The sequence below is a fragment of the Mediterraneibacter butyricigenes genome (genome assembly GCF_003574295.1).
GTDB lineage: Bacteria > Bacillota > Clostridia > Lachnospirales > Lachnospiraceae > Mediterraneibacter_A > Mediterraneibacter_A butyricigenes.
Genome location: NZ_BHGK01000001.1, coordinates 384,467 through 402,896 on the forward strand (window position 1 = coordinate 384,467; position 18,430 = coordinate 402,896).

At 45.3% G+C, this 18,430-nt stretch carries 15 protein-coding genes, 1 riboswitch and 1 other annotated feature; of the genes, 5 read left to right on the top strand and 10 right to left on the bottom strand.

The window, feature by feature from the left end:
• The first annotated feature begins 197 nt into the window (after positions 1-197).
• Positions 198-1,127: a TIGR01212 family radical SAM protein gene (locus KGMB01110_RS01865; protein ID WP_119297386.1), complete on the top strand. Its 930-nt coding sequence runs from the start codon at positions 198-200 to the stop codon at positions 1,125-1,127.
• Entirely contained in the window at positions 1,124-1,636 is a 513-nt protein-coding gene (locus KGMB01110_RS01870; protein WP_117601925.1) for a DUF4364 family protein, read from the top strand. The genes KGMB01110_RS01865 and KGMB01110_RS01870 overlap by 4 nt, the downstream gene beginning before the upstream one ends.
• Here KGMB01110_RS01870 and KGMB01110_RS01875 read toward each other — a convergent pair.
• Both KGMB01110_RS01875 and KGMB01110_RS01880 read right to left on the bottom strand, forming a co-directional pair.
• The gene (locus tag KGMB01110_RS01875) at positions 1,616-2,929 is read right to left on the bottom strand and encodes a replication-associated recombination protein A (RefSeq protein WP_117602550.1); all 1,314 of its coding nucleotides are present in this window, start codon (positions 2,927-2,929) and stop codon (positions 1,616-1,618) included. The two genes, KGMB01110_RS01870 and KGMB01110_RS01875, sit on opposite strands and share 21 nt — an antisense overlap.
• Before the next feature lie 165 nt (positions 2,930-3,094).
• A complete protein-coding gene (locus KGMB01110_RS01880) occupies positions 3,095-3,937 on the bottom strand; it encodes a polysaccharide deacetylase family protein (protein ID WP_243112619.1) in 843 nt (280 codons plus the stop codon).
• A gap of 126 nt (positions 3,938-4,063) precedes the next feature.
• On the opposite strand from KGMB01110_RS01880, the gene KGMB01110_RS01885 reads away from it, so the two are divergent.
• Positions 4,064-5,437 (top strand): MATE family efflux transporter, encoded by a 1,374-nt coding sequence (locus KGMB01110_RS01885; RefSeq protein ID WP_119297387.1) that lies wholly within the window; start codon positions 4,064-4,066, stop codon positions 5,435-5,437.
• A 62-nt stretch (positions 5,438-5,499) separates the two neighbouring features.
• Here KGMB01110_RS01885 and KGMB01110_RS01890 read toward each other — a convergent pair whose 3' ends face one another.
• Positions 5,500-6,093, bottom strand: coding sequence for a flavin reductase family protein (locus KGMB01110_RS01890; RefSeq protein WP_117601923.1), 594 nt, complete (start codon positions 6,091-6,093; stop codon positions 5,500-5,502).
• A gap of 15 nt (positions 6,094-6,108) precedes the next feature.
• On the bottom strand, positions 6,109-7,785 hold the full coding sequence (locus KGMB01110_RS01895; protein WP_117889291.1) for a putative manganese-dependent inorganic diphosphatase: 1,677 nt from the start codon (positions 7,783-7,785) through the stop codon (positions 6,109-6,111).
• 139 nt (positions 7,786-7,924) lie between these two features.
• Between KGMB01110_RS01895 and KGMB01110_RS01900 the strand changes: the two genes are divergently transcribed.
• Positions 7,925-8,629, top strand: coding sequence for a S1 RNA-binding domain-containing protein (locus KGMB01110_RS01900; protein ID WP_117601921.1), 705 nt, complete (start codon positions 7,925-7,927; stop codon positions 8,627-8,629).
• 158 nt (positions 8,630-8,787) lie between these two features.
• Here the strand turns inward: KGMB01110_RS01900 and KGMB01110_RS01905 are convergent, their stop codons facing one another.
• From KGMB01110_RS01905 to KGMB01110_RS01915, 3 genes are all read right to left on the bottom strand, one after another.
• Positions 8,788-10,698: an NAD(+) synthase gene (locus tag KGMB01110_RS01905; protein ID WP_117889292.1), complete on the bottom strand. Its 1,911-nt coding sequence runs from the start codon at positions 10,696-10,698 to the stop codon at positions 8,788-8,790.
• A 6-nt stretch (positions 10,699-10,704) separates the two neighbouring features.
• Positions 10,705-11,583 (bottom strand): Hsp33 family molecular chaperone HslO, encoded by an 879-nt coding sequence (gene hslO / locus KGMB01110_RS01910; RefSeq protein WP_119297388.1) that lies wholly within the window; start codon positions 11,581-11,583, stop codon positions 10,705-10,707.
• A 93-nt stretch (positions 11,584-11,676) separates the two neighbouring features.
• Positions 11,677-12,435, bottom strand: a complete 759-nt coding sequence (locus KGMB01110_RS01915) for a class I SAM-dependent DNA methyltransferase (RefSeq protein WP_119297389.1) — start codon at positions 12,433-12,435, stop codon at positions 11,677-11,679.
• A 123-nt stretch (positions 12,436-12,558) separates the two neighbouring features.
• Positions 12,559-12,727: riboswitch (M-box (ykoK) riboswitch) on the top strand.
• A 255-nt stretch (positions 12,728-12,982) separates the two neighbouring features.
• Here KGMB01110_RS01915 and mgtE point away from each other — a divergent pair.
• On the top strand, positions 12,983-14,320 hold the full coding sequence (mgtE, locus tag KGMB01110_RS01920) for a magnesium transporter (RefSeq protein ID WP_119299028.1): 1,338 nt from the start codon (positions 12,983-12,985) through the stop codon (positions 14,318-14,320).
• A gap of 345 nt (positions 14,321-14,665) precedes the next feature.
• On the opposite strand, the gene KGMB01110_RS01925 is transcribed toward mgtE, so the two are convergent.
• From KGMB01110_RS01925 to ilvB, 3 genes are all read right to left on the bottom strand, one after another.
• Positions 14,666-15,691 carry a branched-chain amino acid aminotransferase gene (locus KGMB01110_RS01925; protein ID WP_119297390.1) on the bottom strand — a complete coding sequence of 342 codons (1,026 nt, stop codon included), beginning with the start codon at positions 15,689-15,691 and terminating at the stop codon, positions 14,666-14,668.
• Positions 15,692-15,782: 91 nt separating this feature from the next.
• Positions 15,783-16,292, bottom strand: coding sequence for an acetolactate synthase small subunit (ilvN, locus tag KGMB01110_RS01930; protein ID WP_117601916.1), 510 nt, complete (start codon positions 16,290-16,292; stop codon positions 15,783-15,785).
• An 11-nt stretch (positions 16,293-16,303) separates the two neighbouring features.
• Positions 16,304-18,025, bottom strand: coding sequence for a biosynthetic-type acetolactate synthase large subunit (ilvB, locus tag KGMB01110_RS01935; RefSeq protein ID WP_117889294.1), 1,722 nt, complete (start codon positions 18,023-18,025; stop codon positions 16,304-16,306).
• Positions 18,026-18,098: 73 nt separating this feature from the next.
• Positions 18,099-18,420 (bottom strand) — a binding site (T-box leader).
• Positions 18,421-18,430 lie beyond the last annotated feature (10 nt).

The window sequence follows — 18,430 nt, forward strand, 5'->3', positions numbered from 1 at the left end:
AACCGTTTTCTGGGAACCTTTGTCTGAAATGACTTGACTGAATAGATTCATTATACACTACTTGTTCCAAAAAAGAAAGTGCTTTCTTGCTTTCATAAAACATCGGTGTTATGATTGTGATACGGTGACATGATCTTTTCTTCATGATACCTGTCACCTGAAATGAATAAGAAACATGGAAAGGATCCGGTTGATTTATGGAACGATGGGGTGAAAAGCGTTATCATTCTCTGGATTATGCGCTTCGCAGCCAGTTTGGCGAAAAAGTTTACAAAATTGCATTAAACGGTGGCATGACCTGTCCCAACCGGGACGGCACCATCGGAGATCGAGGATGTATTTTCTGCAGTCCCATGGGATCCGGCGATTTTGCCGGCTCTTCGGCAGATTCCATTTCCGACCAACTAAAACGCGGCAAATACGATCTTTCCACCAAGCGTCCGATCCATTCTTATATTGCCTATTTTCAGGCATTTACCAATACCTACGGTTCCATTTCCCATCTGGAAAAGATCTATCTGGAAGCTGTAAGTGATCCGGAAGTCAAAGTCCTGTCCATCGCTACCCGCCCCGACTGCTTAGGTCCGGAAGTTCTAGCTTTATTATCAAAGATCCGGAAGATCAAACCGGTTTGGATCGAACTCGGACTTCAGACTATTCATGAAAAGACTGCAAAAGATATTCGAAGAGGTTATCCGCTTTCTATCTTTGAACAGGCGGTTCAAAATCTTCATGCCAGACAGATTCCGGTCATCGTCCACACGATCCTGTATCTTCCGGGCGAGACACCCGAAATGATGCTTCAGACCATTGATTATCTGAATCACTGTCCTATCCAGGGCATCAAATTACAGCTTTTGCACGTGTTGAAAGGCACAGATCTCGCAATCCAATACCAGCAGCATCCCTTCCATATTCCGGAACAGGACGAATATATCCGGATGGTGGGTTCCTGTCTTTCACATTTAAGACCTGATATTGTGATCCACCGTGTCACCGGTGACGGACCTTCTGATCTGATGATTGCACCTCTCTGGTCCCAGAAAAAACGAACCGTATTAAATGAACTTCACGCTTATTTAAAAAGCCAGGATATCTGGCAGGGAAAGGAGTATTCTAACTTATGACAGACAGCTTTGCTTTATATAAACTGATTATCCTGTATATGCTGAAAAAGGTGGATTTCCCACTGACCACAGCACAGATTTCCGAATTTATCCTTGATAAAGGCTATACCTCTTTTTTCAAACTCCAGGAAACGCTGTCCGAAATGCTGGAGAGTAACTTGGTCAAAACCGAAGAAACCCACAACCGTACCCTTTATCATCTGACCGAAAACGGAGAAGAGACCATTCATTTCTTTCAGGACCGGATCTCTCCTTCCATTCAGAAGGATATCGATGATTTCCTGGCGGAAAAAGCTTACGACCTGAAAGAAGAAGTCTCCGTCAAATCCAATTATTATATGAATACCAACCATGAGTACGATGTGGTTTGCAAGATTACCGAAGAAGAGCAGACTCTGATCGAGTTGAAACTGTGTGTGCCAACAGAAAAGGAGGCGGAATCTATCGCCTCCAACTGGACCAAATATAATCAGGAAATCTACACTTCTTTACTTTCGAAGCTGCTCTAACCATTCTTTTCTTTCTTTTTCGCATCCAAGATCGCCGGGTTCATAGAACCTGGCGTTTTTTATTTCATCCGGAAGATACTGCTGTCTCGCATAATGGTTCGGATAATCATGTGCATACTGATATCCGGTTCCCCTTCCAAGCTTCGCCGAACCTCCGTAATGGGCATCCTGTAAATGTGACGGCACCGTCGTCTTGACGTGACGTACATTTTCCATGGCTGCCGAAATGGCATTGACCGCGGAATTGCTCTTTTTGGCCGTCGCAATATATAAAACCGCCTGGGATAAAATAATCTGAGACTCCGGCATTCCCACTCGTTCTACCGCCTGAGCCGCTGATACCGCAACCGTAAGTGCCATAGGATCCGCATTTCCCACATCTTCCGAAGCACAGATCATGATTCTTCGCGCAATAAATTTCACATCTTCACCTGCATACAGCATCTTCGCCAGATAGTACACGGCCGCATCCGGATCCGATCCTCTCATGCTCTTGATAAACGCTGAAATGGTATCGTAGTGGTTATCTCCTTTCTTATCATAATACACCACCCGCTTCTGAATACATTCCGAAGCCACATCCAACGTAATGTGAATCAGGCCGTCCTCACTTCTCGGAGTCGTTAGGATTCCCAGTTCAATCGCTTTCAATGCATTTCTCGCATCTCCTCCCGCCAGATCTGCCAGGAATTCCAGGGCATCCTCATCAATCTGCGCATGATAGCTTCCCATTCCTTTTTCCGTATCGTTCACCGCACGCAGCAACAGCGTCCTGATATCCTCTTTGTCCAGTGGTTTCAGTTCGAAGATACTGGATCTGGAGATCAGAGCCCCGTTCACCTCAAAGTAAGGATTCTCTGTGGTGGCTCCGATCAGAGTCACGGTTCCGTCCTCTACGAAAGGAAGCAGATAATCCTGCTGCCCCTTATTGAAACGGTGAATCTCATCGATAAACAGGATCGTCTTTTTCTGATACATTCCCTGCCGTTCTTTTGCCGCCTTCACCACTTCTTCCATATCCTTTTTTCCAGCAACCGTCGCATTGATCTGGCAGAATTCCGACTTGGTGGAATTGGCAATCACCCGCGCCAATGTGGTTTTTCCAGTTCCCGGAGGTCCGTAAAAGATCACGGAGCCCAGCTTATCTGCCTTGATCGCGCGGTATAATAATTTTCCTTTTCCGATAATATGCTGCTGTCCGACTACTTCTTCCAAAGTCTCCGGTCTGAGCCTCGAAGCCAATGGTGCTTCTTTTTCCTGTTGTTTCTCTCTGGCATATTCAAAAAGATCCATCTCTTCTCTTCCTTTCTCATTTTGTTTTTCTATTGCATCTTTATCCTGTCCCTGCCTAATCCTGTCTCTGACAGTTTCTGACAGATGATTTTCTCTGTTACAGATCATTTTCTCTGTTTCCTTCGGTACAACTCCGTTATCCACCGGGCGATGTGTGTTTTGCTTTTAATCCAGCAACAACTCCTCTGCCAATACAAACCGATACCCTTTTTCCTGTAAGAGATCTATAATCTGAAAGGCGGCTTTCACCGAACTCTCATAACAATCGTGCATTAAAATCATATCATTTTCTCCCGTTTTCGTCACTACCCGATCTACGATTTCACTTACATTTTCTGTGGTCCAGTCCAGACTGTCCACACTCCACAGCACCGGAATCATGGAAAGTCTGTCTTCCAGCGCATCCGACCATTCCCCATAAGGCGGGCGTACATAGCGAACCGGCTGTCCGGTGATCTTCTCGATTACCCGACTGGTCTGCTCAATCTCTTCCAGACCTTTTTCCGTCGAAAGCGCCGTCAATTCGCAGTGATGATAGGTATGATTTCCAATCAGATGGCCTTCCGCCTGCATTCGTTCAACGATTTCCGGATATGCCTTCGCGCTCTCCCCAATCAGGAAAAAGGTCGCCTTTATCTTCCGTTTCTTCAACCCGTCCAGCAGCATGGGAGTATAGGTCGGACTCGGCCCATCGTCAAAGGTAAGCGCGATCTTCGGCTTTTCTTCGATCGGGTTTTCCATCTGACCACTCCACCGTTTTTCTGATTCTGCCTGCTCTCCCGCTTGTTCTCCTGTCTGATCGTTTGCTATTTCCATCCTCCCCACACGTTCTGCTTCTCCTGTCTCTGTATCCGTTCCCAGACTCCAATATTGACCCGGATTCCGGTATTGTTCCAAACTCCGTTCGACTCCCTGTCCGCCCTCTCTTCCTTCACACAGGATTTTCCCCACACACAGGATCAGAATCCCCAAGAGTTCCGCTTTGATCCATCTTTGCTTCCAGCCCATACTTTGCTCCGGCTTTTCATCATATTTAATATATGCATTGCAGATTCATTATATTGATGCTATCATAACCTATGGCACTATTTTAGAACTTCAGAAACATTTTGTTAGATTTGAGGAATGAACGTTATGAAAAAGGAAAATAAAATGGGAGTCCTTCCCATTCCAAAATTATTGATCACCATGTCTTTACCAATGGTCATCTCCATGCTGGTTCAGGCTCTCTACAACATCGTGGATAGTATTTTCGTTGCAAAATTAAGCGAAGAAGCCTTAACCGCTGTATCTCTGGCCTTTCCTGTCCAGAATCTGATGATCGCAATTGCCAGTGGAACAGGTGTCGGAATCAACGCACTGTTATCCCGCTCCCTCGGCGAAAAGAATTTTGACCGGGCAGACAAAGCCGCCCAAAACGGAATCTTTCTCGCCATATTAAGTTGTATCGCAATGGCCGTCATCGGCCTGCTCGGATCTCATGCCTTCTTCCTGGCACAGACAGATCAGGAAGCCATTGTAAAATACGGAACCCAGTATATGCAGGTTGTTACCATTGTCTCCGTCGGAATCTTTATGCAGATCACCATGGAACGACTTCTCCAGGCTACCGGAAAAACCATCTTCACCATGATCACTCAGGGTACCGGTGCAATCATCAACATTATCATGGATCCCATCCTGATCTTCGGATTGTTTGGTTTTCCACGTCTTGAAGTGGCAGGTGCTGCCATCGCAACGGTATTCGGTCAGTTGGTAGCCGTTTGTTTATGTATCTTTTTTAACTGTCGCTATAATAAAGAAATCCATATCAACATGCTGCATTTCCGACCAGATCTTTCCACCATTGGTGAAATCTACCGGGTTGGTGTTCCTTCCATTATTATGCAGTCCATCGGATCTGTGATGGTCTTCGGCTTCAACAAGATCCTGCTGGTATTCAGCACAACTGCCGCCGCATTATTTGGGGTTTACTTCAAATTACAGAGTTTTATCTTCATGCCGGTCTTCGGTCTGAACAACGGAATGATCCCCATCGTCGCCTACAATTACGGTGCTCGCAAGAAGAAGAGAATCATGAAAACCGTCCGACTAAGCGTCTGCATTTCCATCGGAATCATGTTTCTCGGTCTTCTCGCCTTCCAGATAATGCCAGTGCCACTTTTACATCTGTTTGACGCTTCCGATCATATGATTGAAATCGGTGTACCTGCGCTTCGGATCATCAGCATCCACTTTCTTCTGGCCGGTTACAGTATCATCATCAGTTCCTCTTTCCAGGCCCTTGGAAACGGATTTTACAGCCTGATCATTTCCGCAGTGCGACAGCTCGTGGTCATCCTTCCGGTTGCTTATCTTTTATCCCATTTGTTCGGTCTTCATTCTGTGTGGTTCTCTTTCCCCATCGCCGAACTGGTCTCTGTGATCCTTTGTACCCTGCTGTTCCGAAGGATCAAGCGCCTGAAGCTGGACCCGCTGGATTCTCCGAATTCCGATATTTCTATGTAGCAAATATTTAAAAAGTCATCTGCTCTCCGGAGATTTTCCGAAAGACAGATGACTTTCTTCTTTTACTTTTTGGTTTTCTTTTTCCCAGGCTTTTTCTTTTTTACACTATATCCAAAGGTTCCGATCGTCCGGTCCAGATTCAGATATTCGCCGTGGGAATACACCAGAAGTCCTGCATGGTTTAACTCAAATTTTCCGTTCTTTCCCATCAGTTCTTCCGATACCTGAACTGCCTCTACACTGGCAAGAAACATATGGTGGGAACCCAGTTCTTTTACTTCTGTCACTTTACACTCCAGATTTACCGGACTTTCTTCCACGATCGGAGCATACTGAAGCTTTGATGCTTTTCCACTTGTCAGATGGGTTTCTTTCCATTTGTCCACATCTCTTCCCGAACGTACACCGCAATAGTCCGTCGCTCTTGCCAGCTTCTCTGTCGTCAGATTCACCGTGAATTCCCCACTCTTTCGAATCAGATCGTAAGAATATCGTTCCGGTCTCACGGAAATATACAGCATGGGCGGATTGGTACACACCGTTCCTGTCCACGCCACGGTCAAAAGATTGGTATTCCCGTCAGCATCTCCACATCCCACCAGCACAGCCGGCAAAGGATAGAGCATATTGCCCGGTTTCCAGATCTGTTTTTTCATAAGCATCCTCTTTTCTTACTGCTGCAGTGCTCCCACCAGAGTAGGCAACAACTGTTTCTTTCTGGATACTACCCCCTTCAGGATCAGCGCATCATCATTGAGCGGCATGTCATAAGCCGCAATGATCTGTTCTCTTGCACTGTCCCCGGCGCAGAGCAGCTCCGTAGATTCTGTTACAATATTGGTCAGCATCAGATAGATCATATTCAGACCATGATTGCTTCTTGCGGTATCCAGATAGGATTCCACTTTCTTTTTGATCTCTCCCAGTTCTGTGGCACTCATAGAATTCACCTGTCCCACGCCGAATGTAGTATCGCCCACCTGGAACTGTTTAAAATCCAGGAAACAGATCTCTTCTGCCGTCTTGTTGCCCAGATTGCTTCCGGCGTTGAACATCTCATACGCAAATTCTTCCACATCGATTCCTGCAATCTCTGCCAGACGTCTGGCTGCCGCTTCATCCAGCGGTGTACAGGTCGGTGAACGGAACATCAGTGTATCGGAAAGGATAGCTGCACAGAGAATCCCTGCCATCTTCGGTTCGATCTCCACCTGTTCTTCCTGGTACATCTGATAGACAATCGTTCCGGTACACCCTACCGGCTGATTCCGAAAAAAAACAGGGCCCATTGTCTCAATACTGCTGAGCCTGTGGTGGTCAATGATCTCCAGAACTTCTGCCTCATCAATCCCATCTACTGCCTGTGCCTTTTCATTATGATCCACCAGGATCACCTGTTTCTTTCTTGCTTTCAGCAATCTTCTTCGGGAAATAAATCCCTCAAAATTACCGACCGCATCCAGAATCGGGAAGTCACGGAATTTCTTCTTTGTCATAATTTCCCGCACATCGTCCACATATTCATCCATGTGAAAGGAAACCAGATGATCTTTCGTCATAAAATATTTCACCGGAATACTCTGATTGATCAGCCTTGCCGTTGTAAACACATCATGTGGTGTTGCGATCACAACGATCTCTTTTTCTGCTGCCTTTTTTAAAATTTCTTTTTCCACCTTCTCTGCCCGGCAGATCACCATACAGCTCACATTAATATCTACCGCACAGAGTTCCAGTTCTTCTACATTCCCCATGATCACCAGATCATCCTTTTCGATCAGCGCTTTCATCTGCGCCACTCCGGATGCCGCGATCGCTACTTTTCCTTCTTGGAAATATCCGTGATGATTTCCCTGGAGCACCCGTCCGTCCACCGCATTGGAAATATTGCGGTACTGGGTTCTCGCTTCTGAAAGTACGGTGCTGTCATGTACATCCATGTAAGATGTAGCGATATCACCGACTGTGATCAGACCTTCCAGTTTGCTGTCTCTGGTTACCGGCAGGGTCTTCATTTTTTCTTCCTTCATGATCTCCCATGCACGTTTGATGGGAACGCTGGTCTTAACCCCTTCAATCTTTCTCAGATCCACATCCTTGACCTGAACCCTCAGATTAGACAGCAATTTCGGTGGTTTCAGTCCGAAACTCTTCAACACATGCTGTGTTTCTTCATTGATTTGTCCGGCTCTTCGCGGCTCATATATCTTCTCACTCGCCCCCGGCAGGTGATTTTTTAAATTAGCATATGCGATTGCAGAACAGATAGAATCTGTGTCCGGATTCAGATGCCCCACCACATATACCTTTCTTTTAACCTCTTCCTTTTTGAGTATATTTTTTGACATAATACTTCCTCCATAATGACTCTACCATTTAGATTGCCATTTTTTCGTGGATTCGTCAACTGATATTGGAAAGATTGGTTGTTTTTTCCGCGAAACATTGCTATACTAATAAAAACTATAATTACGGACGAGGTGCAGTATGAACGAAGAATTAACAATGAACGAAGAGATCAAAGAAGAAGCAGAAGCTCCGGCTGAAACTATGGCAGACCTGGAGGATCATTTTGATGATGCCAATCCATGGAACCGTGTAACAGCTTATATGGAAGAAGGTACCGTTCTTCCGGTTAAGGTAGAAGGCGTTGTCAACGGCGGTGTAATCGCAATGGTAGAAGGATTACGCGGATTCGTACCGGCATCTAAGCTTTCTTTATCTTACATCGAAGATCTCGAAACTTATCTTTCCAAAGATATCGAAGTGCAGGTCATCGACGTAGATCAGGCCAACAACCGTCTCGTCCTGTCCGCACGCGAACTTCTGAAAGAAAAAGAGCGTAAGGCAAAAGCTGATAAGATCGCCAGCATTCAGGTTGGATCCGTTATGGAGGGTACCGTAGATTCTCTGCAGACCTATGGAGCATTTGTCAGACTGGAAGACGGACTGTCCGGACTGGTACACATCTCTCAGATCTCCAGAAACCGTATCAAATCCCCTGATGCAGTCTTGAAAGTCGGCGATCAGGTAAAAGTCAAAGTGATCGGAATCAAAGACGGAAAAATCAGCCTCAGCATGAAGGCTCTTGAGGAAGCTCCGGAAGAAGAAGTCTTTGAAAAGGTTGAGATCCCGAAAGCAGAAAATATCGGAACCAGCTTAGGTGATCTGTTCAAAAATATTAAGCTTTAATGAATCTGAAAATGGGTGTTGCATTTTTTAATGCAGCACCCATTTTTTTGAGTTATAGGAATACAACTTTAACTCCCGCAAAAGGAATGCATAAGGGAATTTCTCCTATAATCATCCCGATAGCATACGTCGAAATCTTTTACCTGCTCCTTTTCGATTTACAATCTCTCCGCTTCTTTCAACCAGATCGTTGCACAGGCATCACTCGGCATTCTCAGATCCCCTCTTGGAGACAGCGCAACCGTACCCACCTTCGGTCCGTCCGGAAGACAGGATCTCTTAAACTGCTGAGAGAAAAACCGTCTGCAGAATGTCTGAAGCCACTTCTTAATCGTTGCAGCATCATACTCGCCATCGAATGTCTGAAGCGCCAACCGGTAAATTTTCTCCGGTCCATATCCAAAACGCAACATGTAATACAGATAAAAATCATGGAGTTCGTATGGGCCCACTAGATCTTCTGTCTTCTGTGCAATCTCTCCATCTTTTGGTGGAAGCAATTCCGGGCTGACCGGCGTATCCAGCACATCATACAATACCTCAGACAGTTCTTTATCTTCTGCCACATCTGCTGCATATTTCACCAGATGCCTCACCAATGTTTTCGGAACAGACGCATTGACTCCATACATGGACATATGATCCCCGTTGTAAGTTGCCCAGCCAAGTGCCAGTTCTGACATATCTCCGGTTCCGATTACCATGCCTCCATGGGCATTGGCAATATCCATCAGCACCTGAGTCCGTTCTCTCGCCTGAGAATTTTCATAGGTTACGTCATGATTTTCCGGATCATGATCGATATCCCGAAAATGAATATTCACCGCATCTGCAATCGGCACTTCTTTTAAAGTTGCCCCCAGTTTTACCGTCATCTTACATGCATTCTGGTAGGTTCTGTCCGTAGTTCCGAAACATGGCATCGTCACCGCGATGATCTGTTTCTTGTCCAATCCAAGCAACTCAAAAGCTCTCGCCGTGACCAAAAGAGCCAAGGTAGAGTCCAACCCTCCTGAAATTCCCACAACTGCACAACCTGCGTGAGTATGTGCCAATCGTTTTTTCAATCCCATCGCCTGAATCGTCAGGATCTCTTCACAGCGATACGCCCTCTCCGTCTCAGAGCTCGGAACGAACGGTCTGGACGGGAAGGTTCTGGTCAGACCGGTCTCTTCTTTCTTTATGGAAAATGAAATCCTTGGGAGAATTCTCTCTTCTGCCAACTGGAAAGTCGTATTCCTTCTCCGCTCACTGATCAATCGATGCAGATCCAGTTCCGTACAAATGATTCCGTTTTCAAAACGTTTGGATTCTGCCAGAATAGATCCGTTCTCTGCGATTATATTATGTCCTCCAAATACCAAATCCGTCGTAGACTCTCCCTCTCCTGCGTTGGCATAGATATATCCTGCGATCAGCCTTGCGGACTGTCCCTGGATCAGTTCTCTTCTGTATCTTCCTTTTCCAATGGTCTCATCACTGGCCGAACAGTTGACGATCACGGTTGCCCCCTCCATCGCCGCCTGAATACTCGGTGGAATCGGTGACCATACATCCTCACAGATTTCCGCAGAAACTACCAGTTCCTCCATTTCTTTTGCCTGGAACAACAGATTGGGGCCAAAAGGAATCTTCTCCCCGTTTACAAGGATCTCCCGATCTGTTTTCGGTCCCGGTGTAAACTGACGCATCTCATAAAATTCACCGTAATTCGGGAGAAAAGTCTTGGAAGTCAGACCCAGGATCTTTCCCTGATTCATGGCTGTTGCCACGTTATAAAGTTTTCCATCCACTGCTAATGGTGCTCCCACAAAAACAAGGGCATCGATTTCTTTCGTTTCCTCCGCAATTTCAAAAAGTGCCTGTTTTGCTGCATTCAATAATATCTCATGTTCAAACAGATCACTACAGGTATAGCCAGTCACACAAAGTTCCGGAAAGACGATAAGCTTTGCTCCCAGCTTTGCTGCCTCTTTCATTTTTTCAATGATTTGTTCCTGATTATATGCCACGTCTGCTACCCGGATATCAGGCGTAACTGCCGCAACCTTTATAAACCCATGTTTCATGTTCTATTACCTCCGCGCCTTCTTCAAAAGTTCTTTTAATTCTTCCACCGAAAACGGATAGGACGTATTGCAAAAATGACATTTTACTTCGATTTCTTTTCCATCATCGATCATTTCCTGAATATCCTTCGCCCCGATACTGATAATTGCCTTCTCAATCCGTTCCTTGGAACAATTGCAGTAGAATCTGGTCGGCAAGGTATCCGTCACTTCCAGATCCAGTCCCTCCAGAACCTGAGCTAACATCTCTTCCGGTGTATGTCCGTCTTTCAGCATTTCTGTCACAGATCGGATTTTTTTGATATTTTCTTCCAGCTTCTCAAGGACTGCTTCTTCCACAAACGGCATCACCTGCACGATAAATCCTCCGGCACAGTTCACCGTATTGTCATGATTCATCAGGACTCCCAGTCCCACAGAAGATGGAACCTGCTCCGAGGTTGCGAAATAATACGTCAGATCTTCTGCGATCTCTCCGGTCTGAAGAATGGTCTGACCGGAATATGGTTCTTTCAGTCCCATATCCTTGATCACATTTAAAAATCCGGCTCCAAGAGCTCCTCCTACATCCAGTTTCCCGTTCTTCGGCGGAAGCATTACTTCCGGATTGTTCACATAACCCTTTACATTCCCCTTGGTATCAGCAGTTACCGTCAGTCCTCCGATAGGTCCGCCGCACTGTATCTGCAAAGTCAGCATATCCGTATCATTTTTCATCATGCTTCCCATCATACTTCCACCAGTCAGCAATCTTCCCAAAGCCGCGGTTGCTACCGGACTTAAATTATGATGAACCCTCGCCTCTTCCACCAGATTTCCCGTCGTTGCAGCAAACGCACGAATCTGTGCACCTGCTGCAGATGCTCTTACAATATAATCTTCCATATTCTTATCCTCTTTTCTATTTCATTTTTTACTTTTCTGCTTTTTCTCGATTCTGTCCCACAATTCCTCTCGAATTGATTTCTTTCGGCTTGTTTACACCACTTTTCCACTCTCTCTTGCGATTACATAGATTCGCTCACTTTTTTCATCCGGCCGCCGATCGGTAAATGCATCATACGCCGTCACGAACTCCAGGCCCGCTCTCTCAATGATCCTCTTCATTGCCTCCAGCGTATAGGCTTTCTGATAATGGATCTCCTCCTGTTTTTCATACAGCCCATCTTCTCGCTTAAGAAACAGTGCCAGTTCATAGGTATTGATCCCGGTTTCTTCATCATAATCATTCTCCCAGATAAAGCTGTTGTTCTCACGATTCTCCGCAATCGTCTGCTGTCCTAAAATCTCCCGGTATTTATATTCCGTATTAAAATCAAAGACAAACAGTCCACCCGGATCCAGGTAATTATTCACCAGACGGAAGACCTCTTCCAGATCTGTTTCTTCTGTAATATAATTGACAGAATCACAGACACTGTAAATGGCGCGCACCGTTCCGTAAAGTTCAAACTCCCGCATATCCTGCAGAAGATACAGGATATCATGACCGGATTCCAAACGTTTTTCCATTGCAATCTCCAGCATTTCTTCCGAATTGTCCGCACCGATCATATCATATCCAAATGCAGCCATCCGCTCTGTCATCGCACCGGTTCCGCATCCAAGATCCAGCACCAGTCCGTCTTCGATTCCATCTTTTTGGAGCAGTCCATGCAGATAGTCTGCCCACTCATCGTAGGGAACATTATCCATAAACTCGTCATAGACCGCTGCAAATTCTGTATAAGCCTCCATATTTTTCCTCTTTCTGACAGTTTTCTCACAGAAGTATTTTATCATGACTTGCCCAAGACAACAATTGTTAATTTATGATTGACACACCCGGATCATTGGACTACAATAAGTAAGGATATAATAAAATACCTTCGGTAGGTGAGGTTACCACAGGGATTAGGATATTTCCTGAGATTGCTGCCGCGAGTTTGTGGAGACACAGGCGAGATGGTTAGCAGGCTATGTCGAAGACTAAGGCATAACCTAACGCAATTTTATGCCCTGTGATACTAAAGCTTGAACGATATTTTTACCAGGCAGAAATGCCCGTCATTGTTTGAGCTTTGACGGGTTTTTTATATGTCCGAAAATCAATTTCTTTCCCGGTCTTCTCATCTTGTCCCGGAATTTATTCTATAAGAATGTTTAAATTTCCAGAAGAAAAGGATACCTAAAACCCCGGAAAATTTTCAGAAAGGAAAGGTGGTGAGCACAATGGATGCTGGAGCCAGTTATCACTCGTGGACTTCTATTATAATTTCATACAAGAATCGAGGAAAATACTATGATGGACAAAGAAATCTTTGTAAACCTCTTACAGGACCGTCAGTTCAAGGCTGTAAGAAGTATTTTGAATGTCATGAACGCAGTAGACATTGCCTCACTGCTTTCAGAACTTGAAGATAAAGAACTGGCACTTGCTTTTCGTCTGATTCCAAAGGAAGAAGCAGCGGAAGTATTTGCAAACATGAACAATTCCATGCAGTCCTATCTGGTGGAAATGTTTACCGAAAAAGAATTAAAAGAATTGCTGGACGATCTGTACATGGACGATACCGTGGATCTGCTGGAAGAACTTCCCGCCAATCTGGTCGGCCGTATCTTAAATAACGTCAGTCAGTCCAAGCGAAATATGATCAACGTACTCTTAAACTATCCGGATGACAGCGCCGGAAGTATTATGACCACCGAATACGTCGGTCTCCGCCAGAACATGACCGTTGCCGAATCTATGGCACACATCAAGCGGACCGGAATTCACAAAGAGACGATTTATACCTGTTATGTCACAGAACGTCGTCGTCTGATCGGAATCGTTACTGCCAAAGATCTGCTGATCGCAGAGGATGACACTCTGATCAAAGACCTGATGGAAACCGAGATTATTTCCGTCAATACTCATGCCGACCAGGAAGAGGTTGCCCAGTTGTTTACCAAATACGATCTGCTGGCCATTCCGGTTCTGGATGCAGAAAATCTCATGGTCGGAATCGTCACCGTCGATGATGCTATGGATGTCATGGTTGATGAGGCTACCGAGGATATCACCAAAATGGCTGCTATGAGCCCCAGTGAGAAGCCTTATATGGAAACTTCCGTTTTTTCCCACGCAAAAAACAGAATCCCCTGGCTTCTGATCCTGATGCTGTCTGCCACCATAACCGGCACGATCATCAACCGCTATGAAGAAGCTTTCGCCACGATCCCTCTTCTGGTTTCCTTCATCCCGATGCTGATGGATACCGGCGGTAACTGCGGTTCCCAGAGTTCTACCCTGATCATCCGTGGTATCGCACTGAATGAGATCCATTTTAAAGATACCCTGATGGTCATCTTCAAAGAATTCCGGATCTCACTGATTGTAAGCTGTGTCCTTGCAACCGCAAACGGACTGCGAATCTTCCTGATGTATCACAACGGACTGCTGGCTATCGTCATCGGATGCTCCCTGGTCTTTACAATCTGTATCGCCGCCATGATCGGATGTTTCCTGCCTCTGGCTGCTAAGAAGATTGGCCTGGACCCGGCACTTATGGCATCACCGCTGATCACAACTCTGGTGGATACCTGCTCGATCATTATTTACTTTACAATCGCAACCTATGCCTTTCATTTACATCTGTAAACCTTCACGGCGTAATCTTTTGTGGGAATAATTCCCTATTTTTGCAGAAATCTTACAGAATAAAACATATTGATGAAAATCAGACTTATAGGACAAAATGTGTTGATAAAACCCGTCTTCAGCCTTTGGTAATAAATGGCTGGAGACGATTTTATTTTTTGACACTTCGAAATTTTATCTCCGCAAAAGAGAGGACTAGCGAAAGCGGTTCCCGAGGTAAACTTTTGCGGAGATATTTCACGAAACTGACAAAATAGAAAAAAACGGAACACAGAAAGATTCCATATCCATAAATCTCTTGTGTTCCGATCTTTTTTGCTATATTTCAGTCTGTTTTTCCAATCATTAGCAGACTTTGTAGATCCATCCTTCCGGTGCCTCGATGTGTCCCATCTGGATTCCGGTCAATGTCTCATACAGTTTCTGAGTGGTTTCACCCATCTTCTCCATACCGCTCGGGAAACAGATCTCTTTTCCATGATCTACGATCTTTCCTACCGGAGAGATAACGGCTGCTGTACCACACAGACCACATTCTGCGAAGTCTTTCAGCTCATCTAAGTATACTTCTCTTTCTTCTACTTCCAGTCCCAGATAATGCTCTGCTACATATAACAGAGAACGTCTTGTAATAGAAGGAAGAATGGAAGAAGATTTCGGAGTTACGACTTTGTTGTCTTTTGTTACAAAGAGGAAGTTTGCTCCGCCTGTCTCCTCTACCTTTGTTCTGGTTGCAGGATCCAAGTACAGATTCTCATCATATCCTTCTGCGTGAGCAGTTACGATTGCATGTAAGCTCATTGCATAGTTCAGACCTGCTTTAATGTGTCCTGTTCCTCTCGGTGCTGCACGGTCGAAATCACTGACACGGATTGTAAGCGGTTTAGCGCCACCTTTGAAGTAAGGACCTACCGGTGTAGTAAATACACGGAACTGGTACTCATCTGCAGGTTTTACTCCGATAACCGGGTTGGAACCGAACATATACGGACGGATGTAAAGAGTTGCTCCTGATCCGTACGGCGGTACATAGTCAGCATTTGCTGCTACAACTTTTTCGATTGCGTCAATAAATCTATCTTTTGGAAATGCCGGCATCTCCAGACGTTTTGCAGAATCGATCATTCTCTCTGCATTCAGGTCCGGACGGAAGACTACGATGTGTCCGCCTTCTGTTGTATAAGCCTTCGTTCCTTCAAATACACTCTGTGAATACTGCAGAACACCTGCACACTCATTCAGTACAATATTGGCATCTTCTGTAATGACACCGTCATCCCATTTGCCGTCCTTATAGTTTGATACATATCTCTTCTCAGTCTGTACATAACCAAATCCAAGATTTTCCCAGTCCATTTGTTTCTTCTCCATTGATAATTCCTCCATTCCTCTGGGATTTCTCCAAATACGTTTTTCATTATAATACCAGGAATAACAAAAATCAAGAGTGCACTCTGTTTTTTTATCTTTCCATCATATTAATCGACTCAATTCCTACGCTTCCGCCCCGGACAACCTCAATATTTTTAAATTCTTCTTTCATCAGCTTCACCACCGCATCGTTCTTGGTCGCGGTCTGGACGAACTCCAGAAGCAGGCTGTCTCTGCTGATATCGATGACTCTTGCCTTGAACGTCTCTGCGATCTGGAACAGTTCTGTCTTATCTTCCGGTGTACATTTTCGCACTTTGATATAGAGGATCTCCTTCATCCGCACGAACACATCGGTAAAATCAATGACCTTGATCACTTCCACCTGACGATTTAACTGTTTTTTGATCTGTTCAAAAGTTTCATCATCGCTGACTGTTGCGATTGTCATTCTGGAAATGGTCGGATCCTCTGTGGTTCCAACCGTCAGACTATCCAGGTTATATGATTTTGCAGAAAACAGTCCGGAAATCTTTGAAAGTACACCCACCTGATTTTCCACATATAAAGAAATCCATCTCTTTTTGATATTTGCGTCCATTTCCTGCCTCCTTAATCTATGATCATATCTTCCAGGGTTCCGCCCGGCTGGATCATTGGATATACCTGATCTTCCGGACTAATGATAAATTCAATCAGCGTCGGAACTTTTTCACTCCGGTTCTTCTTTGCCTGTTCAAATGCTTCCGCTATTTTTTCTTTTTCCGTCACACGAATTCCTTTTGCGCCGTAGCTTTCTGCCAGTTTGATAAAATCCGGCGTGTATTTCGGATGCTCTTTTCCCTCTGTGGCTCTGGTCAGTGCCCCTGCTCTCAGGTCTGTCATCGCATAACGTTTGCCATAGAACAGTTTCTGCCACTGACGTACCATTCCGAGATATTCATTGTTAAATACACAAAGAATTAGCGGAAGTTCTTCCAAAACTGCCGTGGCAAATTCCTGAATATTCATCTGCATTCCGCCATCTCCGGAAATTGCGATAACGGTCCTGTCCGGATTTCCGATCTGAGCACCGATTGCTCCCGGAAAACCGTATCCCATGGTTCCGAGTCCACCGGAAGTCAGCAACTGCTTCTGATGGTTCAGTTCGATATACTGGGTGGTAAACATCTGATGCTGTCCTACATCTGTCACGATGATTGCTTCCTTGAACTGTCGGTTGATCTCCTCAATAATATCCTGCGCTCGCATTTCCGGTCCTTTTTGCATGGTCAGCGGATGTTGTTCTTTCCAGTCTGTAATTTTCTGCATCCAGTCCCTATGCTCATATTCTTCCACGTATTCCAGCATCTTCTCGATAGCCTCTTTTGCATCTGCCACGATGGGAACATCTACCTGTACATTTCGGGAGATTGCCGCCGTATCAATATCGATATGTACAATCTGTGCATTCGGTGCGAAGGAATGCAGTTTTCCGGTGATTCGGTCATTAAACCTTGTTCCGATGGAAAACAGGAGATCACTTTCGTTGACCGACATATTGCTGGCATAGGAGCCATGCATTCCCAGATTCCCAACGTAATACGGATGATCCGACGGAATACAGCCCTTTCCCATGATCGTTGTCACAACCGGAACTTTCGTCCGTTCTACCAGTTCTGTAAAGACTTCCCCTGCCCCGGAAATGTTCACACCGCCTCCGGCCAGAAACAGTGGTTTCTTCGCCTTACTGAGCATTTTGATCGCACGTTTCAACTGTCCGATATGTACACCTGTGCTCGGCTTATATCCTCGGATATTTACGGTTTTCGGATATTCCGCACTTCCAAGTTCTGCCATCACATCCTTCGGCAGATCAACCAGTACCGGTCCCGGACGTCCTGTCCTTGCAATGTAAAAGGCCTCTTTGATGATCCGCCCCAGGTCTTCTCTCTTTCGGACCGTCACGCCATATTTGGTAATACTTCTGGTAATTCCTACGATATCCACTTCCTGAAAGGCGTCATTTCCAATTAGATGGCGCGCCACCTGTCCGGTAAAACAAACCAGCGGAACACTGTCATAATTCGCGGTCGCAAGTCCTGTTACCAGATTCGTTGCCCCCGGGCCGCTTGTCACAAGACATACCCCGACTTTTCCAGTACTTCTGGCATAAGCATCTGCTTCATGCACCAGTGCCTGTTCATGCCTCGGCAGGATTACCTTTGTAAAATCCTGCTTATAAATTTCATCGCTGATATCTACCGTACATGCCCCCGGATATCCGAATAATACATCCACGCCTTCTTCTCTCAACGCTTTCACCAATAATTTATTTCCTGATATATTCCGCATATACATCCTCCTTTATCTTTCCCCGTTTTTCTCTGTTGACACCACAACAACTAAAAAATGCCCCAAGCATGATGCTTAGGGCGAATCTCTATCCGTGTTACCACCTAAATTCAAAGAAAAATTTCTTCACACTCTGTCAGTACGGGAATCTTCCGATACTGTCTCCCTGTAACGTAGGAGATACGTTGAAGCCTACTCAAAGCCCCGACATCCTACATCCATTCCATACGGTTTTCATTCTCCGAACCAGGTTTCGAAATCTCTGTCGCCGTTCTTTGCTTCTTTCAGTCCACTGCTCAAGGGCTACTTCTGCAACATCTTCACGAAGATTTCCACCAGCCATCTTCTCTCTTGGCATCCGTATGCTGCATACTCCTCCCTGTCACTGCATTTAACTTTCAAATT

Excerpts from the sequence above, each read along its gene's own strand:
- KGMB01110_RS01900 (WP_117601921.1), top strand. The coding sequence starts at position 7,925 with ATGAACGAAGAATTAACAATGAACGAAGAGATCAAAGAAGAAGCAGAA.
- ilvB (WP_117889294.1), bottom strand. The coding sequence starts at position 18,025 with ATGCGGAATATATCAGGAAATAAATTATTGGTGAAAGCGTTGAGAGAA.
- KGMB01110_RS01895 (WP_117889291.1), bottom strand. The coding sequence starts at position 7,785 with ATGTCAAAAAATATACTCAAAAAGGAAGAGGTTAAAAGAAAGGTATAT.
- KGMB01110_RS01865 (WP_119297386.1), top strand. The coding sequence starts at position 198 with ATGGAACGATGGGGTGAAAAGCGTTATCATTCTCTGGATTATGCGCTT.
- KGMB01110_RS01915 (WP_119297389.1), bottom strand. The coding sequence starts at position 12,435 with ATGGAGGCTTATACAGAATTTGCAGCGGTCTATGACGAGTTTATGGAT.
- KGMB01110_RS01890 (WP_117601923.1), bottom strand. The coding sequence starts at position 6,093 with ATGAAAAAACAGATCTGGAAACCGGGCAATATGCTCTATCCTTTGCCG.
- KGMB01110_RS01885 (WP_119297387.1), top strand. The coding sequence starts at position 4,064 with ATGAAAAAGGAAAATAAAATGGGAGTCCTTCCCATTCCAAAATTATTG.
- KGMB01110_RS01905 (WP_117889292.1), bottom strand. The coding sequence starts at position 10,698 with ATGAAACATGGGTTTATAAAGGTTGCGGCAGTTACGCCTGATATCCGG.
- KGMB01110_RS01875 (WP_117602550.1), bottom strand. The coding sequence starts at position 2,929 with ATGGATCTTTTTGAATATGCCAGAGAGAAACAACAGGAAAAAGAAGCA.
- mgtE (WP_119299028.1), top strand. The coding sequence starts at position 12,983 with ATGGACAAAGAAATCTTTGTAAACCTCTTACAGGACCGTCAGTTCAAG.
- hslO (WP_119297388.1), bottom strand. The coding sequence starts at position 11,583 with ATGGAAGATTATATTGTAAGAGCATCTGCAGCAGGTGCACAGATTCGT.
- KGMB01110_RS01880 (WP_243112619.1), bottom strand. The coding sequence starts at position 3,937 with ATGGGCTGGAAGCAAAGATGGATCAAAGCGGAACTCTTGGGGATTCTG.
- KGMB01110_RS01925 (WP_119297390.1), bottom strand. The coding sequence starts at position 15,691 with ATGGAGAAGAAACAAATGGACTGGGAAAATCTTGGATTTGGTTATGTA.
- KGMB01110_RS01870 (WP_117601925.1), top strand. The coding sequence starts at position 1,124 with ATGACAGACAGCTTTGCTTTATATAAACTGATTATCCTGTATATGCTG.
- ilvN (WP_117601916.1), bottom strand. The coding sequence starts at position 16,292 with ATGGACGCAAATATCAAAAAGAGATGGATTTCTTTATATGTGGAAAAT.